A 21,796-nucleotide genomic window follows, 5' to 3' on the forward strand; every position below is an offset into this window, starting at 1 on the left:
ATCCGCGGCAGGGGCGCCGCGGCTACAGAGAAAGCTATGGATTCGCCGGCCTGGAATCGTCACCGCGCGGTGGACACTTGCGCGTAGCTCGCACGGGGGACAAGCACCCCGCGTGCTTCAGTGGCCGGCGAGGGGCAGGGTGACCGTCAGCGGCCAGGCCACGACGACGGAACCGGTCAGGGCGATCACCCACGGGGACACGGCGAACCGGTTGAGGAATGCGCTCCACACCGTCTGCCAGAGCATCAGGCCGATCAGCGGGAACAGCACCAGGATCACGAAGCCGCTGGTCAGCCCGGTGACCGCGGCGGCCGCCAGGACGATCACGAAGATCGCCGCGATCAGCAGCAGATGCAGCGCGACGCCACCGGCGACGCGTTCGGCGGCGTACGCCAGCAGGGCGAAAGCCGCCCAGACGATGAGCAGGAGCCACCAGCGATCACCGACCGGCCGGGCGTGCGTCAATCCCAGGTGCACCGGTACGGCGATCGCGACCACCGCATACGGTACGGCCAGCAGGAGACGGGGACGGCTGATCGTGGGCCCGGGCGCGGGGCGCCGGGATGCGTACGCGAGAAGCAGCGCCCCGGTGACCGCCGCGTATCCGATGACGTAGCCGGCGATCGCCAGCGGCAGCGCGGTCGTGGGCAGGAACCGGGCCGTGATCGCCCCGGCCACCGTCGCCGCTGCCGTCACCGCCGCGATCCGGATCGTCGCCGCCCACGGTGGCGCCTTCGGCCTCGCGAGACGCGGCCACGGGCTGTCGCCCGAGCCGGCGAGCACGGCCGCGATCGGGGAGAAGGCGAGCAGGAACGCCAGCGCCAGCAGCGCCGCACCGATCAGGCGCCGTCCGGGGTACGGGATCGCGCTGTCGTCGCGTGGCACGCCGAACGCGCGGTCGAGCCACGCGACCGTCTCCCGGTGGGTCTCGGGTGCGTACAGGATGGTGATGTGTTCCGTGCCGCCCACGACGCGGACGGCGCGGTCGCCGCGCTGGGCGGCGGCGCCGACGGCGGCCGAGTGGAAGGCGGGGAACTCGAGGGCGCCCACCATGGTGAGCAGCCGGGCGGGGGCCTCGGCGGAGGCGACGGACGAGTCCGGCAGGGAGATCGCAACGGTGGCGGTCACCTCGGGGTGGGCTGCCGCGTAGCGGGTGACGGCGCCCGCGCCCATCGAGTGCCCGACCAGGGCGATGCGCGACGGGTCGACGTCCGGCAGCGAGCGCAGGTGCGCCACCGCCACGTCCAGGTCACGCTGGAGCGCCAAGGTGGAGCCGGACGAGCCTGCGGCCTGGTCCGGTAGCGGTCGCGGGTTGGCGCCGTGGCCGGTGAAGTCGAGCAGGACGACCACATAGCCGCGGGCCGCCAGGGTGTCGCCGAACGAGGCCATCAGCTTCGCGGATCCGGAGTAGCCGTGCGCGACGACGACGCCCGGGTGGGGCGCGCCCGACGGCGGATGCACCTCCTCGAGCGGTACCCCGGCGGAGGCGGCGTGCTCCCGCCGCAGTTCGTGACCGGCTCCGAGGACCAGCCAGCCGCCGCCGACCGCGAGGACGAGCAGCAGAGGCAGCGTACGTCCCACGAGGCTCATCAGCCGAGGAAGGAGGTGAGACCGTCGAGGAACCGGTCCACTTCCTCGACGGTGTTGTAGGGCGCCAGGCCGACCCGCAGTGCGGCGTCGGGCAGCCCCAATGCGGTGAAGGGCTCGTGAGCGTAGAAGGACCCGGCGGGGGCCAGGACGTCGCGCGCGGCCAGATGGAGTTGGGCCTGGCGGGCATCGCGACCGTCGAGGGTCATCAGCAGCGTCGGGGTGCGGTCGGCGGCCTTGGAATGCAGGGTGACGGCGTCACCGAGAGTTCGCAGGCCCTCCTCAAGCCTCGCGCGCAGCACCCGTTCGTGGTCATGCAGGGAGCCCAGCGAGTGCGCGAGCCGCTCCCGGCGGCCGGGCTGCGTGCCCGGGTCCATCGCGGCGAGGAAGTCCACGGCGGCGGCGGCGCCCGCCAGCATCTCGTAGGGCAGGGTGCCGTACTCGAAGCGCTCCGGCACGGCGTTGGTGGAGGGGAGCAACTTGTCCGGCTGGATGGTCTCCAGGAGCTCCGGCGCCGCCGCGAGCACACCGCAATGCGGCCCGAGGAACTTGTAGGGCGAGCAGACGAACAGGTCCGCGCCCATCGCGGGCACATCCACCAGGTCGTGTGCGGCGTAGTGCACGCCGTCGACGAACACCAGGGCACCGCACTCGTGCGCCAGGTCGGCGATCCGGCGGACCGGCGGCTTGGTGCCCAACACGTTCGAGGCGGCCGTGACCGCGACCAGCCGCGTCCGGGGGGAGAGCACCCGCGCGTACGCATCGAGGTCCAGCTCCGTGGTTTTGGTGTCGATCTCGATCCAGCGCACGGTCACGCTCGTGCGCTCGGCCGCTTGGATCCAGGGGCGTACGTTGCAGTCGTGATCCAGACGGCTGAGGACGATCTCGTCGCCGGCCTGCCAGTTCTTCGCCAGGTGGCGGGAGAAGTCGTACGTCAGCTGGGTCGCGCTGCGGCCGTGTACGACGCCGGCGGCGGGCACGTTGAGCAGGTCGGCGTAGGCGGCCCGGAACCTCGTGACGGCATGTTCCGCGTTGAGCTCGGAGGTGCTGACCGCTCCGCGGTTGGACAGGGGGCCGGTCAGTGTCGCGACGATGGCGTCGGCGACCGGGCGCGGGGTCTGCGTCCCACCCGGGCCGTCGAAGAAGGCGAGGCCGTGGTCGAGGGCGGGGAAATGCGCCCTCAGGGCGGTCAGGTCGATGGCCATGAGCGCAAGATTAAGCCCTGGGCCGGCCCGGGTGACCGGCATGCGAGCCTCAACGCCGCACCACCGGCAGGCGCCGCTCTCCCAGGCCGAGCAACGTGTCGCTGAGTTTGCCGAGCAGCGCGAGCAGGATGATCGCCAGCAGCATCACGTCGGTGCGCCCGGTGTTCTGACTGTCGATCAGCAGGAAGCCGAGGCCCATCGAGGACGCGATCAGCTCCGCGGCGACCAGGAACAGCCACCCCTGCGCCAGGCCCAGCCGCAACCCCGAGAGGATAGCGGGGGTCGCGGCGGGAAACAGGACGGTGACGAGCAGCCTGACGCCGGATCGCCCGTACGCCCGACCTACCTCGATCAGGTGCGGATCGACGTGCGCGAGCGCCGCGGCCACCGTCGTGTAGACCGGGAAGAACGCGCCGATCGCCACCAGCACGATCTTGGGTGTCTCGCCGATGCCGAGCCAGAGCAGCAGCAGGGGCACCCAAGCCAGCGACGGCACCGCCCGGATCGCCTGCACGGTGGGCGACAGCACAGCGCTCGCCGTACGGGAAAGCCCGACCAGGCCGCCGAGCAGCAGGCCCGACCCGGCACCGACGGCGAAGCCGATCAGAACCCGTTGGGTGCTGATCGCGAGGTGGTGCCAGAGCTCGCCGCGGCCGGCCAGCTCGGCGAAGGCCGTCGCCACTTCGCCCGGTGGCGGCAACTGGGCCGCGGAGTAGATCCCGGAGGACGCCAGCAACTGCCAGCCGCCCAGCAGAATGAGCGGGAGCACGATGCCGACGGCACGGCTCCGAGCCCCGCGCACGATGTCGCCGAGCCTGCGGTCACCGCCGGCCGGCGGCGGTCCGGGTGACGCGACGGCGTCGGTCCGCGCGGGGGCAAGGCTCACGTGGTGCTCCGGGCGTTGGCGAACTTCGGTTCCAGCAGCGTGTCCAGCGCCGCGCGGGCCGCGCTCTCGCTCTTGACGTTGGCGTCCGCGATCAGGACCGGAAGGATCTTCTCGAAGACGGCGCGCTGCGCGGCGCCCGGCACCGGGTCGACATCGAGGCTGGTGCGTGAGGTCAGGACGAGCGTCGCCACCTGCGGCGAGATCTTCGCCTCGCGGGAATAGAGTTCCACCGCGCCATCCTGGTTGTCCTTGATCCACTGTCGGGCCCGCTCGTAGGCGTTCACCACGGCTTGAGCGAGGTCGGGGTGGGCGGCCAGGAACGACTCGCGTGCGTTCAGCACGCCATAGGAGTTGAAGGCCACGTTGCGGTAGATCAGCTTTGATCCGGCGTCGACTTCGCTCTGCGCCATCAGCGGGTCCAGCCCGGCCCAGGCATCGACCTGGCCGCGTTCCAGCGCGGTCCTGCCGTCGGCGTGCTGCAGGTTGACCACCGTGATGTCGTTCGGCGACAGCCCGGCCTCGTCCAGTGCGCGCAGGAGGAAGAAGTACGGGTCCGTACCCTTGGTCGCCGCGATCTTCTTTCCGCGCAGCCCGGCCACCGTCGTGATCGAGGAGCCCTTCGGTACCACGATCGCCGCCCACTCCGGCTGGCTGAACACGCCGATGGTCTTGATCGGCGTCCCGTTGGCGCGGGCCACCAGCGCGGCCGCACCGGCGGTGGAGCCGACGTCGAGCGCGTCAGCGCGCAGGCCCTCGTTGGCCTTGTTGCTGCCGGCGGAGAGCTGCCAGCTCACGGTCACGCCCTGCGATGCCAGCCCGGTCTCCAGCCATTTCTGCTGACGCAGGACCAGGCTGGCCGGGTTGTAGTAGGCGTAGTCCAGCCGCAGTGTCACCGCCGCACCGCCGGCGGGAGCGGCGGCCGGCGTGTCCTCACCCGAGACGCATCCGGCAGGCAGGATGGCCGCCAGGGCCGCGACGAGCACGGTACGCGCGATTCTCATATCCGATTCCTTCCATGTTTGTTCTCAGGAGTGCGCGGGGGTTCCCACGCCGAGCTCGGCCAGCAGCCCAGCGCGCAACTCGGCCAGGGTCGCGTCACCACGGTCACGCGGTCGTACACCGGGGATCGGCAGGACCAGCCGGATCGTGGCAGCGCCGTCCGGGGTCGAATCGCCGGCGCCGAGCAGGACGATCCGGTCGGCGAGGTGCAGCGCCTCGTCCACGTCGTGGGTGACCAGCAGCACGGTGGTACCGGCGGCCCGCTGAACATCGGCGAGCAGATCCTGCATGCGCAGCCGGGTCAGCGCGTCGAGTGCCGCGAACGGCTCGTCCAGCAGCAGCACCCCCGGCCGGCGTGCGAGCGCTCTGGCGAGCGCGGCCCGCTGCGCCATGCCGCCGGACAGCTGCCGCGGCCGGTGCTGCGCGAAGGCGCTGAGACCGACAACGGTGAGCCAGCGTTCGACCTCCTGCCGCGCCTTGACCCCGGTGACGCCGCGCGGGAGGCCGTAGGCGACATTGCAGTGCAGGGTGCGCCAGGGCAGTAGGCGTGGTTCCTGGAAGACGACCGCACAGCGGGGTTCGATGCCACGCACCGGCCGCCCGTCGACCGAGACGGTTCCCGAGGTGGGAGTATCCAGGCCGCCGGCCAGCCGCAGCACGGTGGATTTGCCACATCCGGACGGGCCGAGGAGCGCGACCACCTCACCGGGCGCCACGGTCAGGTCGATGCCGGTCAGCACCGTCCGGCGCCGGCCGTCCGCGGTGAAGACCTTGCCCACCCCGGAGAGTTCGAGACCCGCCTGCTCCTGCATAGATCACACTCTAACTATCATTCCTATATGTTTACTAGGTCCTCGTGCCCACAGGCGGCCGGGACCGCGCGCTCCCCCGCCCTGCTTGCCGCCGGTCGCAGCGGCGGCTCCGGCCGCGGTGATGATTCGTTCGTCCTCGTCGCGGTTGGCCTGGCGCGTGCCGAAACCTCATCTGTCCTGGTCATAGCTACTTGATCACCGGGATCAGATCCGCTGCTGAGGGTCGCGTAGATCTCAATCGCGCGCGGGTGGTTCAGGTGGCCTCGCATCTGCCGACAGTCAGGGTGACGGCTGCCACGACGAGGTGAGTGAGACCGATGTCGCACGACGATTACCGCATTCGTGCCCGACTCGGCATCCTCGCCTTTCTGCTTCTGCTCGGAGCGCTGGCGGTGATGGGTGGTTCCCGACCGGGCGAGGCGGCATCCGCGTCGGCGACCGCGAATCCCCCGGTGCCGATGCTGGACCAGCCGGGCTCCCTCGTCGCCGTCGCCGGTAACCTCGCATGCTCGCCGCAGAGCCCGGCCTACAACCACCGCAAGGGCTCCGCCGGCGGATGCGCCATGGAGCGGACCTCGGACCTCATCCTCGCCGCCGGAGACGCCGTCGACTCGGTGCTGGCGGTCGGCGACCTCCAGTACGAGCACGGCGAGTGGGCCGACCTCCAGGCCTCGTACGACCCCACCTGGGGCCGGCTGAAGGCCAAGACGCACCCGGTGCCGGGCAGCCATGAGTACTCGATCGCGGGAGCCCCCGACTACTTCCGATACTGGGGCGAGCGCGCACACCCCGAGCGCAAGAGCAACTACAGCTTCGAGGTCGGCGGCTGGAAGATCTACGCGCTCAGCTCCTCCTGCAGCAGCTCGTCATGCTCGCCCGGGGGCGACAACTACGAGTGGCTGAAGAAAGAACTCGCCGGCCAGTCACCTGAGCAGTGCCAGCTGGCCTACTGGCACCACCCCATCCAGTCGGTGGGCCAGTTCGGCGAAAACGTCACCATGCCGAAGATGGCGCACCTGCTGCATGACGCCGGGGTGGACGTGATCGTCAACGCCCACGACCACAACTATCAGCGGTGGGCGCGGATCACCCCGGAGAGCACCGTCGACGCCGACAACGGCTACCGGTTCTTCATCGTCGGCAGCGGCGGCATCAACCACCACCGCTTCTACGCGCTGGACCCGATGCGCCACGCCGGTTTCGAGACGGGCACCGACAAGGAGTTCGGTGTGCTGTTCCTGAAGCTGAACCCGTCCGGGTACGCCTGGGAGTTCCGCACCACCACCGGACGGTTCACCGACACCGGACGCGAGTCGTGCCGTCGTACGCCGGGCACTCCGGCCGTACCGGTGCCCACGACCGCGGCGAAGCCGGTACCGGTCGGGCAGCCCATCCCGGGCAACCACAGCAACCTGCCGTTCCCGCCGGCGGGAGTGGCCCCGAGCGCGGCCGGCGAGACGATGACGACGGCCTGGCTCCCGCCGGCCCGGCCCGGCACGGCCGGAGCCGTGGACCTGTACCGGGTCAGCGTTTTCGGTGCCGAGCCCGGGCACCCCACCGAGATGATGCCGATCGCACAGCGCACCGTTGCGGCAACCAGCACGAGCGTGGACTTCGACATGCACGGCGTGCCCGGCTGGAGCCTGCGCGTCTCGGTCGAGGCGCGGAACCCGGACGGCTGGGGCAACCCGAGCGTCCTGTCCAACGCCGTCACCGGACCCTCGGGCGGCGGCCACACGCATTCCACGTCCCATGACCCCGTCCCGGCGGGATGGACGGCGCTGCCGGCAAACCACCAGCTGCCGCCTGTCTCGACGCCCGGCCCGCCCCGGCACCTGCGGACCGTGCCAGGCAACGGCTCGGCCACGGTCTCCTGGGCCGCGCCCAACGTGGACGGCGGCCTGCCGATCACCGGGTACGCGGTGTACGCCAACCCCGGCGGGCTGGTGGCCTCGGTCGGCGTCGACCGGACGCGGGTACAGGTCGACAGCCTGATCAACGACGCCGATTACACCTTCCAGGTGGTCGCGATCAACGAGGTCGGCGACTCGGCACCCACCAATGAGAGCCCCGTGACCACCCCGACGAAGGATGCCGGCCAGTCGACGGCGAAGGCCCCGACGGCGCCGAGCGACGTCGACGTCCAACCGGGGAACAGGTCCGCCACCGTCACCTGGTCGACGCCGTCGAACGATGGCGGAGCGGCCATCACGTCGTACACGGTCAGCGCGCAGAACGACCCGCACCGCGTCACCGTCGACGGCGCGCTGGCCTCCGCCCGGGTGGACGGCCTGGCTCCCGGCAAGAGCTACCGCTTCACGGTCACCGCGAAGAACGCGGCAGGCAGCTCCCCCGCCAGCGCACCCAGCGCCGCCGTCACCATCCTGGGCCCCACGGGCACCGTACCGACCCAGCCGGCCAAGCCGGTGGCCGTCGCCGGCACGAACTCCGCCGCGGTGTCGTGGAAGGCGCCGACCTCCGACGGGGGCAGCCCGCTCACCGGCTACGTCGTGATCATGCGGCCGTCCGGCCGGAGCATGACGGTGGCACCCACCACGCGGCAGGCCACCTTCTCCGACCTCGCCGCGGGTACCGCCTACCGATTCACCGTGTTCGCGGTCAACAAGGCCGGCCGCTCCGCGCAGAGCGACGAGACCCAGCCGGTCGTTCCCACAGCACCACCCAGGCCGCCCGGCGCGCCCTGGACCGTGGTCGCGGCGGCCGGAGACGGGTTCGCCAAGGTCGCCTGGACCGCGCCGGGCACCGACGGTGGCGCACCGATCGTCGCCTACACGGTGGTGGCGAAGGGATCCGACGCGTCGGCCCGGGTGACCCGGCCGGGTGTGCGGGAGGCCGTCGTCCGCGGTCTCAAGAACGGCACGACCTACCGCTTCACGGTCATCGCGGAGAACCGGGTGGGGCTGTCGGCACCCTCGGCACCCTCGGCCCCGGTAACGCCGACCGGCGGCGAGCCGGATCCGCCCATGCCTCATATGCCCGGCCCCGAGGAGGCCGCCGACTCGGTCGTCTCCTGGTCCGCCGCCGCGGGATCGCCGGCGGCCAAGCTCAGCGAATGGGTCGGCCAGTCACGCCGGCACTCCGCGGCTGCGGCAGCGGGGGTGACGGCCGTGATCCTGGCGGCCGCGGCGGTGTACTTCTGGCGTCGCCGCCGCCCGGCGGACTGATCCCCTCCTCCTAGACTGGCCCGGCACCGGCCGGCGCAGCTGAGGAGATTGCGGGTGACGGACGACCTCGAGGACACGGTGCTCCCGTTCTGGGTGCGAGACGACGAGCCGGAACCGCCGGCCGTGTACGCCCGCGTCTATCTGGATCATGCGTGGCGGGATGACCGGATCGAGTCCGCCTGGCGCGGCTGGCGTGCCCTCGTCGATCAGCGGTTGGTTCCGTTGTTCGGCCCTGAGGCGCCGGCTCCGTACATCGAGGAGGAGCCGACCGCCGCGCGGCCGCTGGCACGCGTGGAACGCGATGACCCGTCCGGCGCGGGCATCATCGCGGCTCTCGGCTGTGAGACCCATCGATTCGCCGACGGTGAGCAGGCCTTTCTACAGGTCTATGCCGGTCTCGGCGCCGATCGTGGCCGCCTCGACGAGGTCGTCGAGGCGGTGCTCGACGTCCTCCGCGACGGTGCGGCCGGAGTCGACGCCGGCTACGGCGAGTTGACCGTCGGTCGTGGCTCCCCGCCGCGCACCGGACTCGACATCGCCCTGGGCCGCTCGGCCGCGGACTCCGCCGGCGCGGCTCGCGCCGCGCTCCGCGGCTACGAGTGGGCGACGATATGCCCGGCCGAACTCGCTGATCGGATCGACCCGGTCGCGGGCGCGTTCACCGAGATCGCCCCGATCGCCGGGGGCGGCCTTCTGCTCCGTGCCACCCAGACGATCAACGGCTGGACCCAGGACGCGGCCCGGAGGGTGTTCCGGTCTCTCACGCCCGTACTGCCTGACGGACTGCCACGACGCACGTCCGCGGCGCGGCTGACCCGGGTCGTCTTCGCGGATGCCGCGGAGGCTCGCGCCGGCCGCGTGACCGACCTGCCGATCGGTCCAGGCCCGCTGCCGCCGCCCGGCCCGGATCAGGTGTCGGCGCTGACCGAGTTCGTATCCCAGGCGATGCGGCATGGCTGGCTGACAACGGAACCGCCGGACGAATCGGCGCCGGAGGCGATCCGCGCCCTGTTTCCCGCGGAAATGGGCATGGGGCTGACCCCGGAGGGCCAGCGGCAGCTGGCAGAGCTGCTGGGCCTGGACCTACCGGACTCGACCTGACCCCGAACGCCTGCGTGCGGACCGCCCGCACCCCGGCTGCTCCACCAGGGATTCATCACAGCTGATGATGGCAGTAGGACTAAGTCGGTATGGCCAGGAGAACGCTCTCGACCGGCGTCGAGGGTTTTCCCTATACCTGTACTGGCCATCCATGTTTATCGTTCTCGATCAAGCAGTTCAGGTGCGACCACCCGTCCACCGAACCCTTGAGCCTGCCCTAACCCCCCGGGCAGGAGAGGAGCACGAGAGTGAACCGTCGAAAAGCACTGATCATGGCGCTGGCGACCGGGACCGTCGCCGCATCGACAATGGTTGCGGTGGCCGGACAGGCCAGCGCCCAGCCCGTCGACCCGGCCGCGACCGCCAAGGTCGCCGCCGACAAGGCTGACGCACTGGTCGCCAGCAACCCCGCAGTCCTGCAGGCAACCGCGAACGAGACCTTCCACAGGGGCGCGGTCATCTCCTCGAGCGGTCTCAACTACGTCCCCTACCAGCGGTCCTACAAGGGCCTGCCGGTGCAGGGCGGCGACTTCGTCGTCTCGACGGACTCGGCCGGCAAGACCGTGGCGACCTCGGTGGCGCAGAGCAGCCCCATCGGTGAGATCGCGACCACGCCGAAGCTGACCGAGGCCGCCGCGCTGAAGATCGCCAAGGGCGAGCTCAAGACGGTGTCGGGCGTGGAGGCCACCAATCTGATCGTCTCCGCCATCGAGGGCACGCCGGCGGCGCTGGCCTGGCAGTCGACGATCCGCGGCACCAGCGCCGATGGCCCGAGCCGGCTCACCGTCGACGTCGACGCCCTCACCGGCAAGGTGCTGCGCACCTACGAGCACGTCATCGACGTGGCGGGCACCGGCACCGGCTGGATCAACGGCTCGGTCTCGCTGAACACCACCCTGTCCGGGTCGACGTACAGCCTGAAGGACCCGACGGTCACGAGCCTGAGCTGCCAGGACGCCTCCACCAACACCACGTTCAGCGGCACCGACAACGTGTGGGGCAACGGCACCGGCACCAGCAAGGAGACCGGCTGCGTCGACGGGCTCTACGTCGCGCAGAAGCAGACCGCGATGCTGTCCGCGTGGCTCGGCCGCAACGGCGCCAACGGCAGCGGCGGCGCGTGGCCGGTCCGGGTCGGCCTGAACGACCAGAACGCGTACTACGACGGCAGCCAGATCCAGATCGGCAAGAACACCGCCGGCCAGTGGATCTCCTCCGCCGACGTGCTCGGCCACGAGCTGGGCCACGGCATCGACGACACCACCCCCGGTGGCATCTCCGGCCAGGGCACCCAGGAGTTCGTCGCCGACACCATCGGCGCGGCAACGGAGTGGTACGCGAACAACCCGAACGACCCGCCGGACTACCTGGTCGGCGAAGAGGTCAACCTGGTCGGCAGCGGCGCGATCCGCAACATGTACAACCCGTCGGCTGTCGGCGACTCGAACTGCTACTCGAGCAGCACCCCCGGCGGCGAGGTACACGCGGCCGCCGGCCCCGGTAACCACTGGTTCTACCTGCTCGCGCAGGGCACCAGCGGCAACGGCCAGCCCGCCAGCAGTACCTGCAACAGCACCACGATCACCGGTATCGGCATCCAGAACGCGATGAAGATCATGTACAACGCGATGCTGCTGAAGACCTCCAGCTCGTCGTACCTGAAGTACCGCACCTGGACGTTGACCGCGGCGAAGAACCTCACCCCGGGCAACTGCACCTACTTCAACACGGTCAAGGCTGCCTGGACCGCGGTCAGCGTCCCGGCCCAGACGGCCGACCCGACGTGCAGCGGCACCACGACGCCTCCGACGACCAGCCCGACCACGTCGCCGACCCCGACGACCAGCCCGACCAGCAACCCGGCCGGCTGCACCGGCAGCAACGCCACCCGCGTCACGATCCCCGACGCCGGCGCCGCGGTCACCAGCAGCATCACCATCAGCGGCTGCACCCGGGCACCGTCGACCACCTCGTCGGTGTCGGTGAACATCATTCACACCTACCGCGGTGACGTGAAGGTCGACCTGGTGGCACCGGACGGCACCGTCTACAACATCAAGGCCACGTCGACGTCGGACAGCGCCGACAACATCATCCTCACCGACAGCGGCGACCTGTCGAGCGAGACCGCGAACGGCACCTGGAAGCTGAAGGCGCAGGACGTGTACTCGGGCGACACCGGCTACATCAGCAGCTGGAGCCTGACCCTCTAAGTTCAACCCCTCACGAAAGGGCCGGTGCCGCAAGGTGCCGGCCTTTTCGCGTACGCCCAAAGGCCGCTGTTGCGCGCGGGTTCCGGGTTCACCGGCGCCGGCGGCTACGACGTGAGCCCCCACTGATCCTCTTGCCGGCGGCTCGCGATCAGCGCTTGAGCGTCGCGCGTCAGGAGCAGCCGGCTCACATGCGACGGATACCAAAGCCCGCGGCCTGTTGGAGTGGGAATGCCTGCGGCATTAAGCATTTCGCTGATATTCCGGAGCGTGCGTCCGTTGAGCCTTGCGTCCACGATCAAGCCCAGCGTGTCGTCGGAGTACAGCCGCGGCCGGCCACGGCGAGGCGTTTCGGGCGAGCCCCACGATGGAGGGTCATCGCGGGTTTCCATTTCGGCGACCGCGGCAGTCGGCTCCGTTCCCGCCGCGGCCTCGGCCGGCGCCTGCGGTGGGTTCGACGCTTCCGGCCCGCGCACAATGGTGACGACGTCGGCGACGATACGGTCCAAGATCTTTCGATCGGCGAGGAGCTCGCTGATCCGGGAGGTCGGATCGGCAGTCACATGGGGTGCCACGTTCAAGTCGGCGGGCGTCACCCGCCCGAACACGGCGTTCAACACCTCGCTGACGACTCGGGCTGGATCCCCGCCATCGGCGAGTCCGCGGCCGATGGCTTCGACGGCGGCAGCGGCCAATTCCCGCAGCCGGGCATCGACAACCTCGCCCGGGTCGGCAGCACGCAAGGGGCGCAGCTCGCCGACATCGTCGGCCGGAGCCCCCGCCACCGGAGGCGCCTTCATCCCGAGCGGCCGCTCCACATAGCACTCGAACCACTTGGGCCGGGTGCGCATGGCCCGGAGCACCACGTCGACTTCGCGCGCGACCACGGCGGTGTCGCCGTGCTGCCAATCGCCGGTTGTCGACCTGCGGCTCTGCGCCCACGAATCCAGCGGCCACGTGTCGGCCCCTGCGGTCTGCGGCACACCGACCCAATCCAGAACCTTGAGCGCCAGGCTCGTGAGCCAGGAGTCATGGCCCAGCTCGGCCGCCAGCCATTGCGGCAAGCGAGGACGCTGCAGCGCTCCACGCGCCCCCCGCCGTCGTCGATGGCCATCGACTGTGGCTGCCTTGATCCGGCTGGTGAGCCAGGCCTCGACGCTCACCACCGGTTGGCGGGCATTGCAGAGCAGGTCCCCGACAACCGCCTCCACGTCGTCGTGGAAGCGGTCCAGGCACTCGTCGGCGAGCGAGCGGACACTCGCGGCACACCGGGAATGCCCGCGCCGAAGCTCGACGCTACGAGTGACCCGCTCGTAGACCACCGGCCAGGCGACGGAGTAGGCGGCGCCGGTCAACGCGGCCCGCTCGCGGCCGGACGCCTCGCCCACCACGGCGGCAAGGCGACCTTCCCGAGCGAGATCGCGCAATCGCTCAACCGCCTGATCTCCAGAGCTGACCAGTTCCGGGATTGCGGGCCGAACCAGATGAAGGTGAGCCGCCGACCTGCGGCCGGGCACGGTGGAGACGTCCGATGACGTCCCCACCGTGCCCGGCTTGTCCGCGCAAGGGAAACCGTTCATCGAACGCGCACCGTGTGCCGCGTTCAGCTCTCCCCCATCCGGAGAACAAGCCCTCCTTCAACACGCAGACGCACTCGGCGGCGCACCCAGGTCCCGACGCCGCGCAGGGCGCGGCCGACACGCCGCAACGACCCCCGGGCCGCGACGACGACCTGAAAAACGAGCTGGAGACTCACGGCGGCAACCGCCGCATGGAGCAAAGACTCCAGTACGGACCGCCACTCGGAGAGCTGGGGAAGCTCGATCGCCCAGTAGACGATCACGATGATGACGACACCGATGGGTGGGGTCGCCGGGGAAGAATCAAGGGTGATGTCGACACACGCTTGTTCTCCCCGAGGTGGCTTGGGCACCCCGGATCACCTGCCATTCCTGTCCATAACGGTCGTCGCCCGCACATCTTTGCCGGAAGCACAGCGACGTCGGTCAAGCGGACAGTGAACACCAAAAGGCCCGCGTGGGCAATAAGCCGACACGGACGATACATAGACAACAATGTGTAGTGCTCTTCGCACTTTGTGTAAGTACCGGCCCGCCGCTGTGCTTCCGGCAAAGATGTACGGCGACGGACCGGCCGGACAGGAACCGGACTCCGGCTCCACTGAGCTACTGACGGACGCGTTCCGGTAATCCCGGGCCCTCAGCGCTTTTGCCGGTTACTGACGGACAGCCGGTCGGCCCGCCGCCGGACTTCCGGTATTGCGGGCGGGTCAGCCCCTGAGGGTGCGCTATCCACGCGTCAGTCAGCGGCGGTACCAGGTACGGGTTGACGTGGTGGTCACGTTGCCGGCCCTGTCGTACACCCGCAGCCGAACCTTGAGTTTCTTGCCGTACTTCTTGGTGTTGATCGAGAACTTGTAGGCCGCCGTGGTGTCTGTTGCGACGACCTTGCCGTTGATCAGCAGCTGGACCCGCGCGACACCGTACTTGTCGCGCGCTGTGGCGGTCACCTTGACGGTTCCCTTGACCTTCGCCTTGTTCTTCGGTGCTTTCGCGAACGCCACGGTGGCTTTCGTGTTGTCCACGGTCACCCGGTTGCTGAGCGTGGCTGGATTGCCGAGCTCGTCATGGACGGCGAAGTCCAGCCCGATTGGGCCGTCTCCGCGCAGGGCCACGTACTCGATGTACGACAACGGGGAGGGCTGCCACGGAGAACTGAAACCGGCCGAGTCGGGCACGACGATGCGGTGCTGATCGGTCGCGGTTCTGGTCACGATGACCTGCTTGCCGCGCAGCAGCGTGCCGGCTCGCGGCGAGATCTGCAGCACCGGCCCGACGTTGTCGATATTCAGCCGAAACGCCTTGGTGGTGGTGAGACCCACCCGGTTCGTTACGCGCACCTCAAGGTTCGCGAAGGTCCTTCCGCGCGTCGCGTCGTGCCAGTAGAAGAAGGCCGACTGCCCGGTGGCGCTGCTGTGGAACACGCCGTCGACCCACAGCTCGGTGTGATCGATTCCGACCTTGTCCGTAGCGCTCGAACTGATCGTGCCGTCGGTGCCGATCCAACCCTTGCCCTCGTCGAGCCGGCTGGACCAGGCCAGATTGCCGCCATATTCGTGGAAGACCCAGACCGATTTGATCACGGGGGCTTCGTCGGAGACGACGTAGTTCGAGCAGTAGGTCGTGCTGTTGCCGGCCGGTTCGCTGAGCCGGAAGCACGGCGGGGTGGCGGTTGCGGAGGCGTTCCAGGTGAAAGCCCATGGAGCAGCCGTGAGCGTGGCGAGGACGGCGCCGGCGGGTCCATCCGTCATCTCGATCTTGCTTGTCTCGGTCGAGACGTCGCTCAGCGTGGCGGTCATGGGCCCGCTACGCATCGCCGTTCCCGCCTTCGGCGCGAGCGCACCGGACAAGGCCACTGCGACAACGTGCACCCGGGTGATCTGGTCGGTGCGGTTGCCCGCCGCGTCGAAGGCGCGAACCGTCACGTCGACGTCGGTGCCGTTGAGCGCGACGGGAACGGTGATGGGGCAGTTGAAACCCTGGGAGGCATCGACGGTGCAGCGGAAAGAGCTGCCCGTGCCGACCCGGACAAAGACGGCGGTGACCCCGACATCATCGGTGACCACGGGATGCAGTACCGACTGCCGCAGGACGGTCTGGCCATCGGTCAGCCCGGTGCTGGTGATGACCGGAGGGGTGGTGTCGGGTGCGATGGTGTCGTCGGCCAGGGCAGGTGCGGTGCCGGCGAGGACGAGGGAGAGAGCCGCGGCCGCCGAAACACCGAGGCGCCAGGCGATCCGCGATGGTTCGTACATCGATACTCCAAGATCATGAGGGTTGCACAGGCTACCAAAGCGCGTTCACCGTCGCACCACGCGCGGCGACGGGAGCGGCACCGGCCACCGCGCCCGTCATGCGGGGATGGCCGGGACAGACCAGGGCGCGGGGACCGTCGAAGGTCCCCGCGCCCCATCGTGCGCGGTCTACCCGATCAGCTGTAGACCTCGAACTCGAACAGCGAGTAGCCCCAGGCCGTGGCGCGGGTCGTGCCGTTGATCCGCACATACCGGCCGGTGGCGGCCAGCGCGGTGTTGTCGTCCACCCCACCGTCGCCGCCGGTGACGGTCCGGACCGTGGTCCAGGTGGTCCCGTTGGCCGACGTCTGGATCTGGTACCCCGAGCCGTACGCCGCCTCCCAGGTCAACTTGACCCGATTGACGGGGTACGACTGGCCGAGGTCCACCTGGATCCACTGCGGGTCGGCGAAGGCACTCGCCCACCTGCTGGTCAGCGAGCCGTCCACCGCGGCCGAGGCCGGGTAGGCGACCGCCTCGGCGCTCGACGCCGTCGCCGGCTTGTTCAACGCCAGGTTGCCCGAGGGCGGCTGGACGACGCCGCCGCCGTACACCTCGAATTCGAACAGCGAGTAGCCCCAGGCCGTGGCGCGGGTCGTGCCGTTGATCCGCACGTAACGACCCGTGGCGGCCAGCGCGGTGTTGTCGTCCACCCCACCGTCACCGCCGGTGACCGTCCGGACCGTGGTCCAGGTGGTCCCGTCGGCCGACGTCTGGATCTGGTACCCCGAGCCGTACGCCGCCTCCCAGGTCAACTTGACCCGGTCGATGGAGGTCGACTGGCCGAGGTCCACCTGGATCCACTGCGGATCGCTGAAGGTGCTCGCCCACCTGGTGGTCAGCGAACCGTCCACCGCGGCCGAGGCCGGGTATGTGCCGGACTCCGTGCTCGACGCCGTCACCGGCTTGTTCAACGCCAGGTTCGCCGAAGGCGGTTGCGTGCCGCCGGAGGTGAACGTGAAGTCGTCGATGTCGAACAGCGACCCCGCGCCGCCGGTGAACACCAGGTACAGCTGGCGCGTGCCGGATGGTGGGCTGATCGTCCCGGTGACGTCGACCCACGTCTCCCAGCCACCGGTCGGGGCGACCTGCACCGTGCCGGCCACCGGGCCGGTCGGCGAGTCGGCCCGCACGGTCAGCGTGCCACCGACGCCGGCCGAGGCGACCCGCGCCTTGACACCGGTCACGCCGGCCAGGTTGTACGGCGTGAAGGAGATCCAGTCGCCGTTCTCGATGTACCCGACGGCGTTGCCGCCGTGCGCGCTGGGCTTGGCGGCGATCTGGACGCCGTTCATGGTGCCGAAGTGCTCGGCCTGCCGGGTCCGCGGCTGTAGCACGTGCTGGTCCTGGACCGCGACCCCGCTGACCGGGGTGTACACGGCGGCGAGTACCCCGAAGATGTTCGCGCTCGCGTCGTGCTCACCGTCCACCGTGGTCTGTATCGACCCGGTGCAGCCGGTCTTGCTGGTGATCGGGTGACCGTGACTGTCGTGGCCCACGATGTAATTGACCACGACCCGGCTGCAGTCGATGGTGCCGGCGTTCGGATCGGTGACCCTCACCTCGAACGGCACCAGGTCACCGAACTGGAACACCGATCCGTCGGGCGGTGCGATCAACTGGATGGATGGTCGGCCGACCCCGACGACGGTACTGGCCGTCGAGATCTTGCCGCCGCTGTCCCGTACCGTCAGCGTCGCGGTGTACTCGCCGTTCGCCGGGTAGGTGAACGTCGGGTTGGCCGCCGTGGAGTCGGTGCTGCCGTTGCTGGTGAAGTCCCAGGCGTACGTGATCGGGTCGCCGTCCGGGTCGTTGCTGCCCGCCGAGCTGAACTGCACGGCCAGCGGCGCCGCGCCGGAGGACGGGGTGGCGCTGATCTGCGCTATCGGCGCCCGGTTGCCGCCGCTGTTGTACTCGATCCGGTAGACGGCCGAGTTGGCGTCGCCGCCGAACCAGGTGGTGCCGTAGTCGAGCACGTACAGGGCGCCGTCGGGCCCGAACTCCATGTCCATGATCGCGGTTCCGGTCCACGGGATCGGCTCGATCGCGCCGGCCGTACCGTTGGCGTTCAGGGTGACCGCCTTGATCCAGCGGCTGGTGAACTCGCCGATGAAGGCCTTCCCGTTGTAGGACGCCGGGAACTTCACATCGGAGGCCAGCGCCGGGTTGAAGTTGTAGACCGGACCGCCCATGGGCCCGCCCCCACCCAACTCGGGCCGCCAGGGCCCCTGCCCGCCGTACGGCAGCCAGGCCGCCTGCGAGGGCGGCAGCGTGGTGATGCCGGTGTTGTTCCGGGAGTTGTTCGTCGGCCCACCGGCACAGTTGTACGGTCCGGCCGACGGCCCGTCGGGGAACGTGAACTCCTGGTAGGGGGTGTTGTAGTTGGAGCAGTACGGCCAGCCGTAGAAGCCCGGCTGGGTGATCCGCTCGAACGCGACGGTGCCGGCCGGCCCGCGCTGCGGGTCGGCAGTGCCGGCGTCGGGGCCGTAGTCACCGAGGTAGACGACCCCGGTTGCCTTGTCCACGCTCATCCGGAACGGGTTGCGGAAGCCCATGGCGTACACCTCGGGCCTGGTGTTCGCCGTGCCCGGGGCGAACATGTTGCCGGCCGGGATGGTGTAGCCGCCCGTCGCACCTGGCTTGATCCGCAGCACCTTGCCGCGCAGGTCGTTGCTGTTCGCGGCGGTGCGCTGCGCGTCGTAGGCGGGGTTGCGGTCGGCCCGCTCGTCGAGCGGCGCGGAACCGGCCGAGTCGAACGGGTTGGAGTCGTCACCGGTGGACAGGTACAGGTTGCCGGCGGCGTCGAAGTCGATGTCACCGCCGACGTGGCAGCACAGCCCACGGCTGGTCGGCACGTCGAGGATCGTCACCAGCGAGGCCGGGTCGATCGTGTTGTCGTCCCGCACGGTGAGCCGGGCCAGCTTGTTGGAGCCGTTGAACGGGGCGAACTGCGCCGCCGTGCCGGTGGACGGGGCGTCGCCGCCCGGCGTGCTCAGCGGTGGCGCGTAGTAGACGTACACCCAGTGGTTGCTGGCGAAGTTCGGGTCGGCCTTGATGCTCTGCATACCCTCCTCGTCGTGGCTGTAGACCGGCAGCGTCAGGGCGACCTTGGTGTTGCCGTTGACGTCGGTGTACCGGATGACGCCGTCCCGCGCGGTGTGCAGCACACCCCGGTTGGGCAGCACGGTGAGGCCCATCGGCTCACCGGTCTCCGCCACGCCCTTGGCCAGGTTCACCTGGCTGAACGTGCCGACGGGTGCCGGCACCGAGCAGTTGCCGATGTTCTGCGCGGCGTACTTGATGCCGCCGAGCAGGTGGGTGCGGAAGTTGGCCTCGGTGTAGCTCTCCTGGGTGTGGCCGAGGCCGGTGTACCAGGAGCGGCCGCCGTCGTAGGGCCGGCACCACGAGATCGGGTGGTCGCCGTTCATGGTGCCGCCGGTGTACGTGGCCTCGTTGAGATTCGCGAGGACGTGCACCTGCGAGCGGGGGTTGGTGCGGTAGTTGTACAGCTCGTCGGTGCGGTTCCAGTTCACCGGGATGCCCGCGTTGGACGGGTGGGCGGTGTCCTCGATGCGGACGGTGACCGGCTGGATCGCGGGGTGGCTGGCGAAGTAGGCGCCGACGAGGTTGCCGTACCAGGGCCAGTCGTACTCGGTGTCGGCAGCGGCGTGCACGCCGACATAGCCGCCGCCGGCGCGGATGTAGCGCTCGAACGCGGCCTGCTGGGTCGCGTCGAGCACGTCGGCGGTCGTGGACAGCCAGATGACCGCTCTGAACCTGGCCAGGTTCGTGTCGGTGAACTGGGCGGCGTCCTCGGTCGCCTCGACCGTGAAGTTGTTCTGCGTGCCCAGTTGCTGGATCGCGGTGATCCCCGCGGGGATCGCGTCATGCCGGAACCCCGCGGTCTTGCTGAAGATCAGCACCGAGAAGTCGGCCGCGAATGCCGGGGCGGCGTTGACGCCCGTCCCGGCCAGTACAAGAGCGACGATCAGCAGCACTCTGCGAATCATGATCGGTTGGGTACCTCTCGTGAGGAAGCAGCCGAGACGTGCGCCGATCACGTCTCGAACGTGGCCGCGGTGGGCGACCCCGCGCGGATAGGTCCCGGGACGCCCATGGCAGTGCCGCGTCTGTCCCGGCGGTGGAGGGTCATCGGCACGTCGCGCCTCGGTGAAGGTCGCGCGGCGCCGTGATGGGGACGGGGGTGGGGTCGGATGGACGTGGACGGCTGTTGACGGCGACTGCTCGGGGGTGCGGTGCCGTTGTCTTCTTTGGACCTCGATCCCGGGAGAGCGCTTTCTCATCGAGGTGTGAAAAAGTTAACAGATTCGCCATCACCCAACAACGGTTTCATCGACCGTCGTGAAAATCCGCCAACCGAAGTCCACTCCGGTCGGAGAGCGCGCAGCGGTGATCTACGGGACGCTTCGACGAAGATGCCCTGGCCGATGGGGGTCTAACGACGATCCATTGTCGGCAGACGGTGCGCGGCAGGAGCGCGCGCCACATCCACCCGTTCAGGCACCGCGGCATCCGACTCTCGCTGGATGGAGCGCTTCCCCAAGAGCTTCTGCATCCCGGCGATCGGATCGGGCCGGGACCCCTCTACGTGAGGCAGGCTGGCATCCAAGCGCCAGACAGCATTCAACCCCCACCAAGGGGGTTGACGTGTCCGAGCCAACACCAGGGATACGCACACCGTGATCGCAGCCGGAGAGTTTTGTGTGCGACCTGGCTCGAGCTCATACCGACGTCGGCCGGCCCGTGCTCAAGCGGAAGACAACTTGAGCACGGGCCGGCCGGCGTGAACATGTCACTGATGTGAGCGTGGCACCGATCAGCCGACCTTGAGCACCTGGGTGCCGCCGGCGAACTTGTCGAACCAGTGCTGACGCTGCGGGTCGCTGTTGATGTTGACCACAATCAAGATCACTGCTGCCAGCCCGGCCAACCCGCCCAGGACGCTGCCGATGATCGGAACAACGCCGGCGATGCCGAACGCCATGAAGATGTTCCGGCGGGCGGCCTGCTCCAGCGTGGGGTTGCCGACGTGACCCGGCCCGAACACCCTGAGCTTCATCACCTGCTTACCGATCGTCTGGCCCCGGGTCGACTCGAAGTAGGCGAAATAGCCGAGATACAGGGCTGCGGTCGCCACCGCGGAGATGAACCCGGTGAGCAGCCAGGAATCCGACACGAACGCGAGCACGATGTTGAGGACCACGCCCACGACGCCGACGATGACACCGTCGATGAACCTCGCCACGAACCGGTCGATCAAGTTGCCCGGCTGGCCAACTGCGTTCACGGGCATTCCCCCGGCGCCACCCATCGGCGGCGTGTAGGGCGGCGGCGTGTAACCGGGCGCCGATGGCGGGGCACCGTAGGCAGGCGGCGGGGGCGGCGCACCGTAGGCAGGCGGCGGCGGAGTTGCGGGAGGTCCATAGGGAGCCGGCTCATCGCCGCGCGACCCCGGGAAGGGCTCGGGACTGACCATATTGTGTTCCAATTCTGGTAGGTACGATGCGGTTGGGGTGAACGTCCCCGGTTGGGAATACGCCTTCGAGAAGCTGAAGAGGTTTAGACACCTTCCTACATGCGGCTTTGAATTCCAATGCCGTACTCCAGATTCCAGCAGGAAATCCGAGGCCGAGCCCGGACAGAGCATGTCGTCAGAGCCGAGCGATCACGCCGTTGGAGACGTCCGACATGCGGGGCGATGTCCTGGGGCGGCGCGTCTTTCCCGGGCCTGCCGTCATCCTGGACCGTCATGTACACATGGAACGGGGCGCTGTTCGGCTTGAAAGTGCAAGTCGACCCACTGTTCAGCATCGACAGTTCTGGTTCGTAGCCGTCTTTGCCGAACACGACTCTCCCCCTCTACCTCCGGCAGGTCGGCGGCGATCAGGAACTCGCATGCATCAGTGATTTCAGCCC

At 69.4% G+C, this 21,796-nt stretch carries 12 protein-coding genes; 3 read left to right on the top strand and 9 right to left on the bottom strand.

Annotated features, from left to right (window positions below; translation table 11 throughout):
- Nucleotides 1–117 precede the first annotated feature (117 nt).
- Genes BJ971_RS27400 through BJ971_RS27420 form a run of 5 tightly spaced genes read right to left on the bottom strand, consistent with a single transcriptional unit; the run spans nt 118 to nt 5,489 of the window.
- Complete coding sequence (locus tag BJ971_RS27400) at nt 118–1,590, bottom strand: dienelactone hydrolase family protein (protein WP_184996072.1); 1,473 nt, start codon at nt 1,588–1,590, stop codon at nt 118–120.
- Nucleotides 1,590–2,792, bottom strand: a complete 1,203-nt coding sequence (locus tag BJ971_RS27405; protein WP_184996073.1) for a cysteine desulfurase-like protein — start codon at nt 2,790–2,792, stop codon at nt 1,590–1,592. Before BJ971_RS27405 ends, BJ971_RS27400 begins: the two co-directional genes overlap by 1 nt.
- Nucleotides 2,793–2,841: 49 nt before the next feature.
- Nucleotides 2,842–3,678, bottom strand: coding sequence for an ABC transporter permease (locus tag BJ971_RS27410; protein ID WP_184996074.1), 837 nt, complete (start codon nt 3,676–3,678; stop codon nt 2,842–2,844).
- Complete coding sequence (locus BJ971_RS27415; protein WP_184996075.1) at nt 3,675–4,679, bottom strand: aliphatic sulfonate ABC transporter substrate-binding protein; 1,005 nt, start codon at nt 4,677–4,679, stop codon at nt 3,675–3,677. Before BJ971_RS27415 ends, BJ971_RS27410 begins: the two co-directional genes overlap by 4 nt.
- Before the next feature lie 24 nt (nt 4,680–4,703).
- Nucleotides 4,704–5,489: an ABC transporter ATP-binding protein gene (locus BJ971_RS27420; RefSeq protein ID WP_184996076.1), complete on the bottom strand. Its 786-nt coding sequence runs from the start codon at nt 5,487–5,489 to the stop codon at nt 4,704–4,706.
- Between the two features lie 317 nt (nt 5,490–5,806).
- On the opposite strand from BJ971_RS27420, the gene BJ971_RS27425 reads away from it, so the two are divergent.
- The 3 genes from BJ971_RS27425 to BJ971_RS27435 all read left to right on the top strand — a co-directional run bounded on the left by BJ971_RS27425 (nt 5,807) and on the right by BJ971_RS27435 (nt 11,988).
- Complete coding sequence (locus BJ971_RS27425) at nt 5,807–8,674, top strand: fibronectin type III domain-containing protein (protein WP_184996077.1); 2,868 nt, start codon at nt 5,807–5,809, stop codon at nt 8,672–8,674.
- 54 nt (nt 8,675–8,728) lie between these two features.
- Complete coding sequence (locus tag BJ971_RS27430; protein WP_184996078.1) at nt 8,729–9,775, top strand: hypothetical protein; 1,047 nt, start codon at nt 8,729–8,731, stop codon at nt 9,773–9,775.
- A gap of 272 nt (nt 9,776–10,047) precedes the next feature.
- Complete coding sequence (locus tag BJ971_RS27435) at nt 10,048–11,988, top strand: M4 family metallopeptidase (protein WP_184999128.1); 1,941 nt, start codon at nt 10,048–10,050, stop codon at nt 11,986–11,988.
- A gap of 104 nt (nt 11,989–12,092) precedes the next feature.
- Here the strand turns inward: BJ971_RS27435 and BJ971_RS27440 are convergent, their stop codons facing one another.
- The 4 genes from BJ971_RS27440 to BJ971_RS27455 all read right to left on the bottom strand — a co-directional run bounded on the left by BJ971_RS27440 (nt 12,093) and on the right by BJ971_RS27455 (nt 21,191).
- Complete coding sequence (locus BJ971_RS27440; protein ID WP_184996079.1) at nt 12,093–13,565, bottom strand: recombinase family protein; 1,473 nt, start codon at nt 13,563–13,565, stop codon at nt 12,093–12,095.
- Between the two features lie 743 nt (nt 13,566–14,308).
- Nucleotides 14,309–15,820 (bottom strand): Ig-like domain-containing protein, encoded by a 1,512-nt coding sequence (locus BJ971_RS27445; RefSeq protein ID WP_184996080.1) that lies wholly within the window; start codon nt 15,818–15,820, stop codon nt 14,309–14,311.
- A gap of 176 nt (nt 15,821–15,996) precedes the next feature.
- Entirely contained in the window at nt 15,997–19,869 is a 3,873-nt protein-coding gene (locus BJ971_RS27450) for a ThuA domain-containing protein (RefSeq protein ID WP_184996081.1), read from the bottom strand.
- Nucleotides 19,870–20,696: 827 nt separating this feature from the next.
- Nucleotides 20,697–21,191 carry an RDD family protein gene (locus BJ971_RS27455; RefSeq protein WP_239087431.1) on the bottom strand — a complete coding sequence of 165 codons (495 nt, stop codon included), beginning with the start codon at nt 21,189–21,191 and terminating at the stop codon, nt 20,697–20,699.
- Nucleotides 21,192–21,796 lie beyond the last annotated feature (605 nt).

Source organism: Amorphoplanes digitatis (assembly GCF_014205335.1).
GTDB classification, from domain to species: domain Bacteria; phylum Actinomycetota; class Actinomycetes; order Mycobacteriales; family Micromonosporaceae; genus Actinoplanes; species Actinoplanes digitatus.

Excerpts from the sequence above, each read along its gene's own strand:
- BJ971_RS27400 (WP_184996072.1), bottom strand. The coding sequence starts at position 1,590 with ATGAGCCTCGTGGGACGTACGCTGCCTCTGCTGCTCGTCCTCGCGGTC.
- BJ971_RS27405 (WP_184996073.1), bottom strand. The coding sequence starts at position 2,792 with ATGGCCATCGACCTGACCGCCCTGAGGGCGCATTTCCCCGCCCTCGAC.
- BJ971_RS27415 (WP_184996075.1), bottom strand. The coding sequence starts at position 4,679 with ATGAGAATCGCGCGTACCGTGCTCGTCGCGGCCCTGGCGGCCATCCTG.
- BJ971_RS27420 (WP_184996076.1), bottom strand. The coding sequence starts at position 5,489 with ATGCAGGAGCAGGCGGGTCTCGAACTCTCCGGGGTGGGCAAGGTCTTC.
- BJ971_RS27425 (WP_184996077.1), top strand. The coding sequence starts at position 5,807 with ATGTCGCACGACGATTACCGCATTCGTGCCCGACTCGGCATCCTCGCC.
- BJ971_RS27435 (WP_184999128.1), top strand. The coding sequence starts at position 10,048 with ATGGCGCTGGCGACCGGGACCGTCGCCGCATCGACAATGGTTGCGGTG.
- BJ971_RS27440 (WP_184996079.1), bottom strand. The coding sequence starts at position 13,565 with ATGAACGGTTTCCCTTGCGCGGACAAGCCGGGCACGGTGGGGACGTCA.
- BJ971_RS27445 (WP_184996080.1), bottom strand. The coding sequence starts at position 15,820 with ATGTACGAACCATCGCGGATCGCCTGGCGCCTCGGTGTTTCGGCGGCC.
- BJ971_RS27450 (WP_184996081.1), bottom strand. The coding sequence starts at position 19,869 with ATGATTCGCAGAGTGCTGCTGATCGTCGCTCTTGTACTGGCCGGGACG.
- BJ971_RS27455 (WP_239087431.1), bottom strand. The coding sequence starts at position 21,191 with ATGGGTGGCGCCGGGGGAATGCCCGTGAACGCAGTTGGCCAGCCGGGC.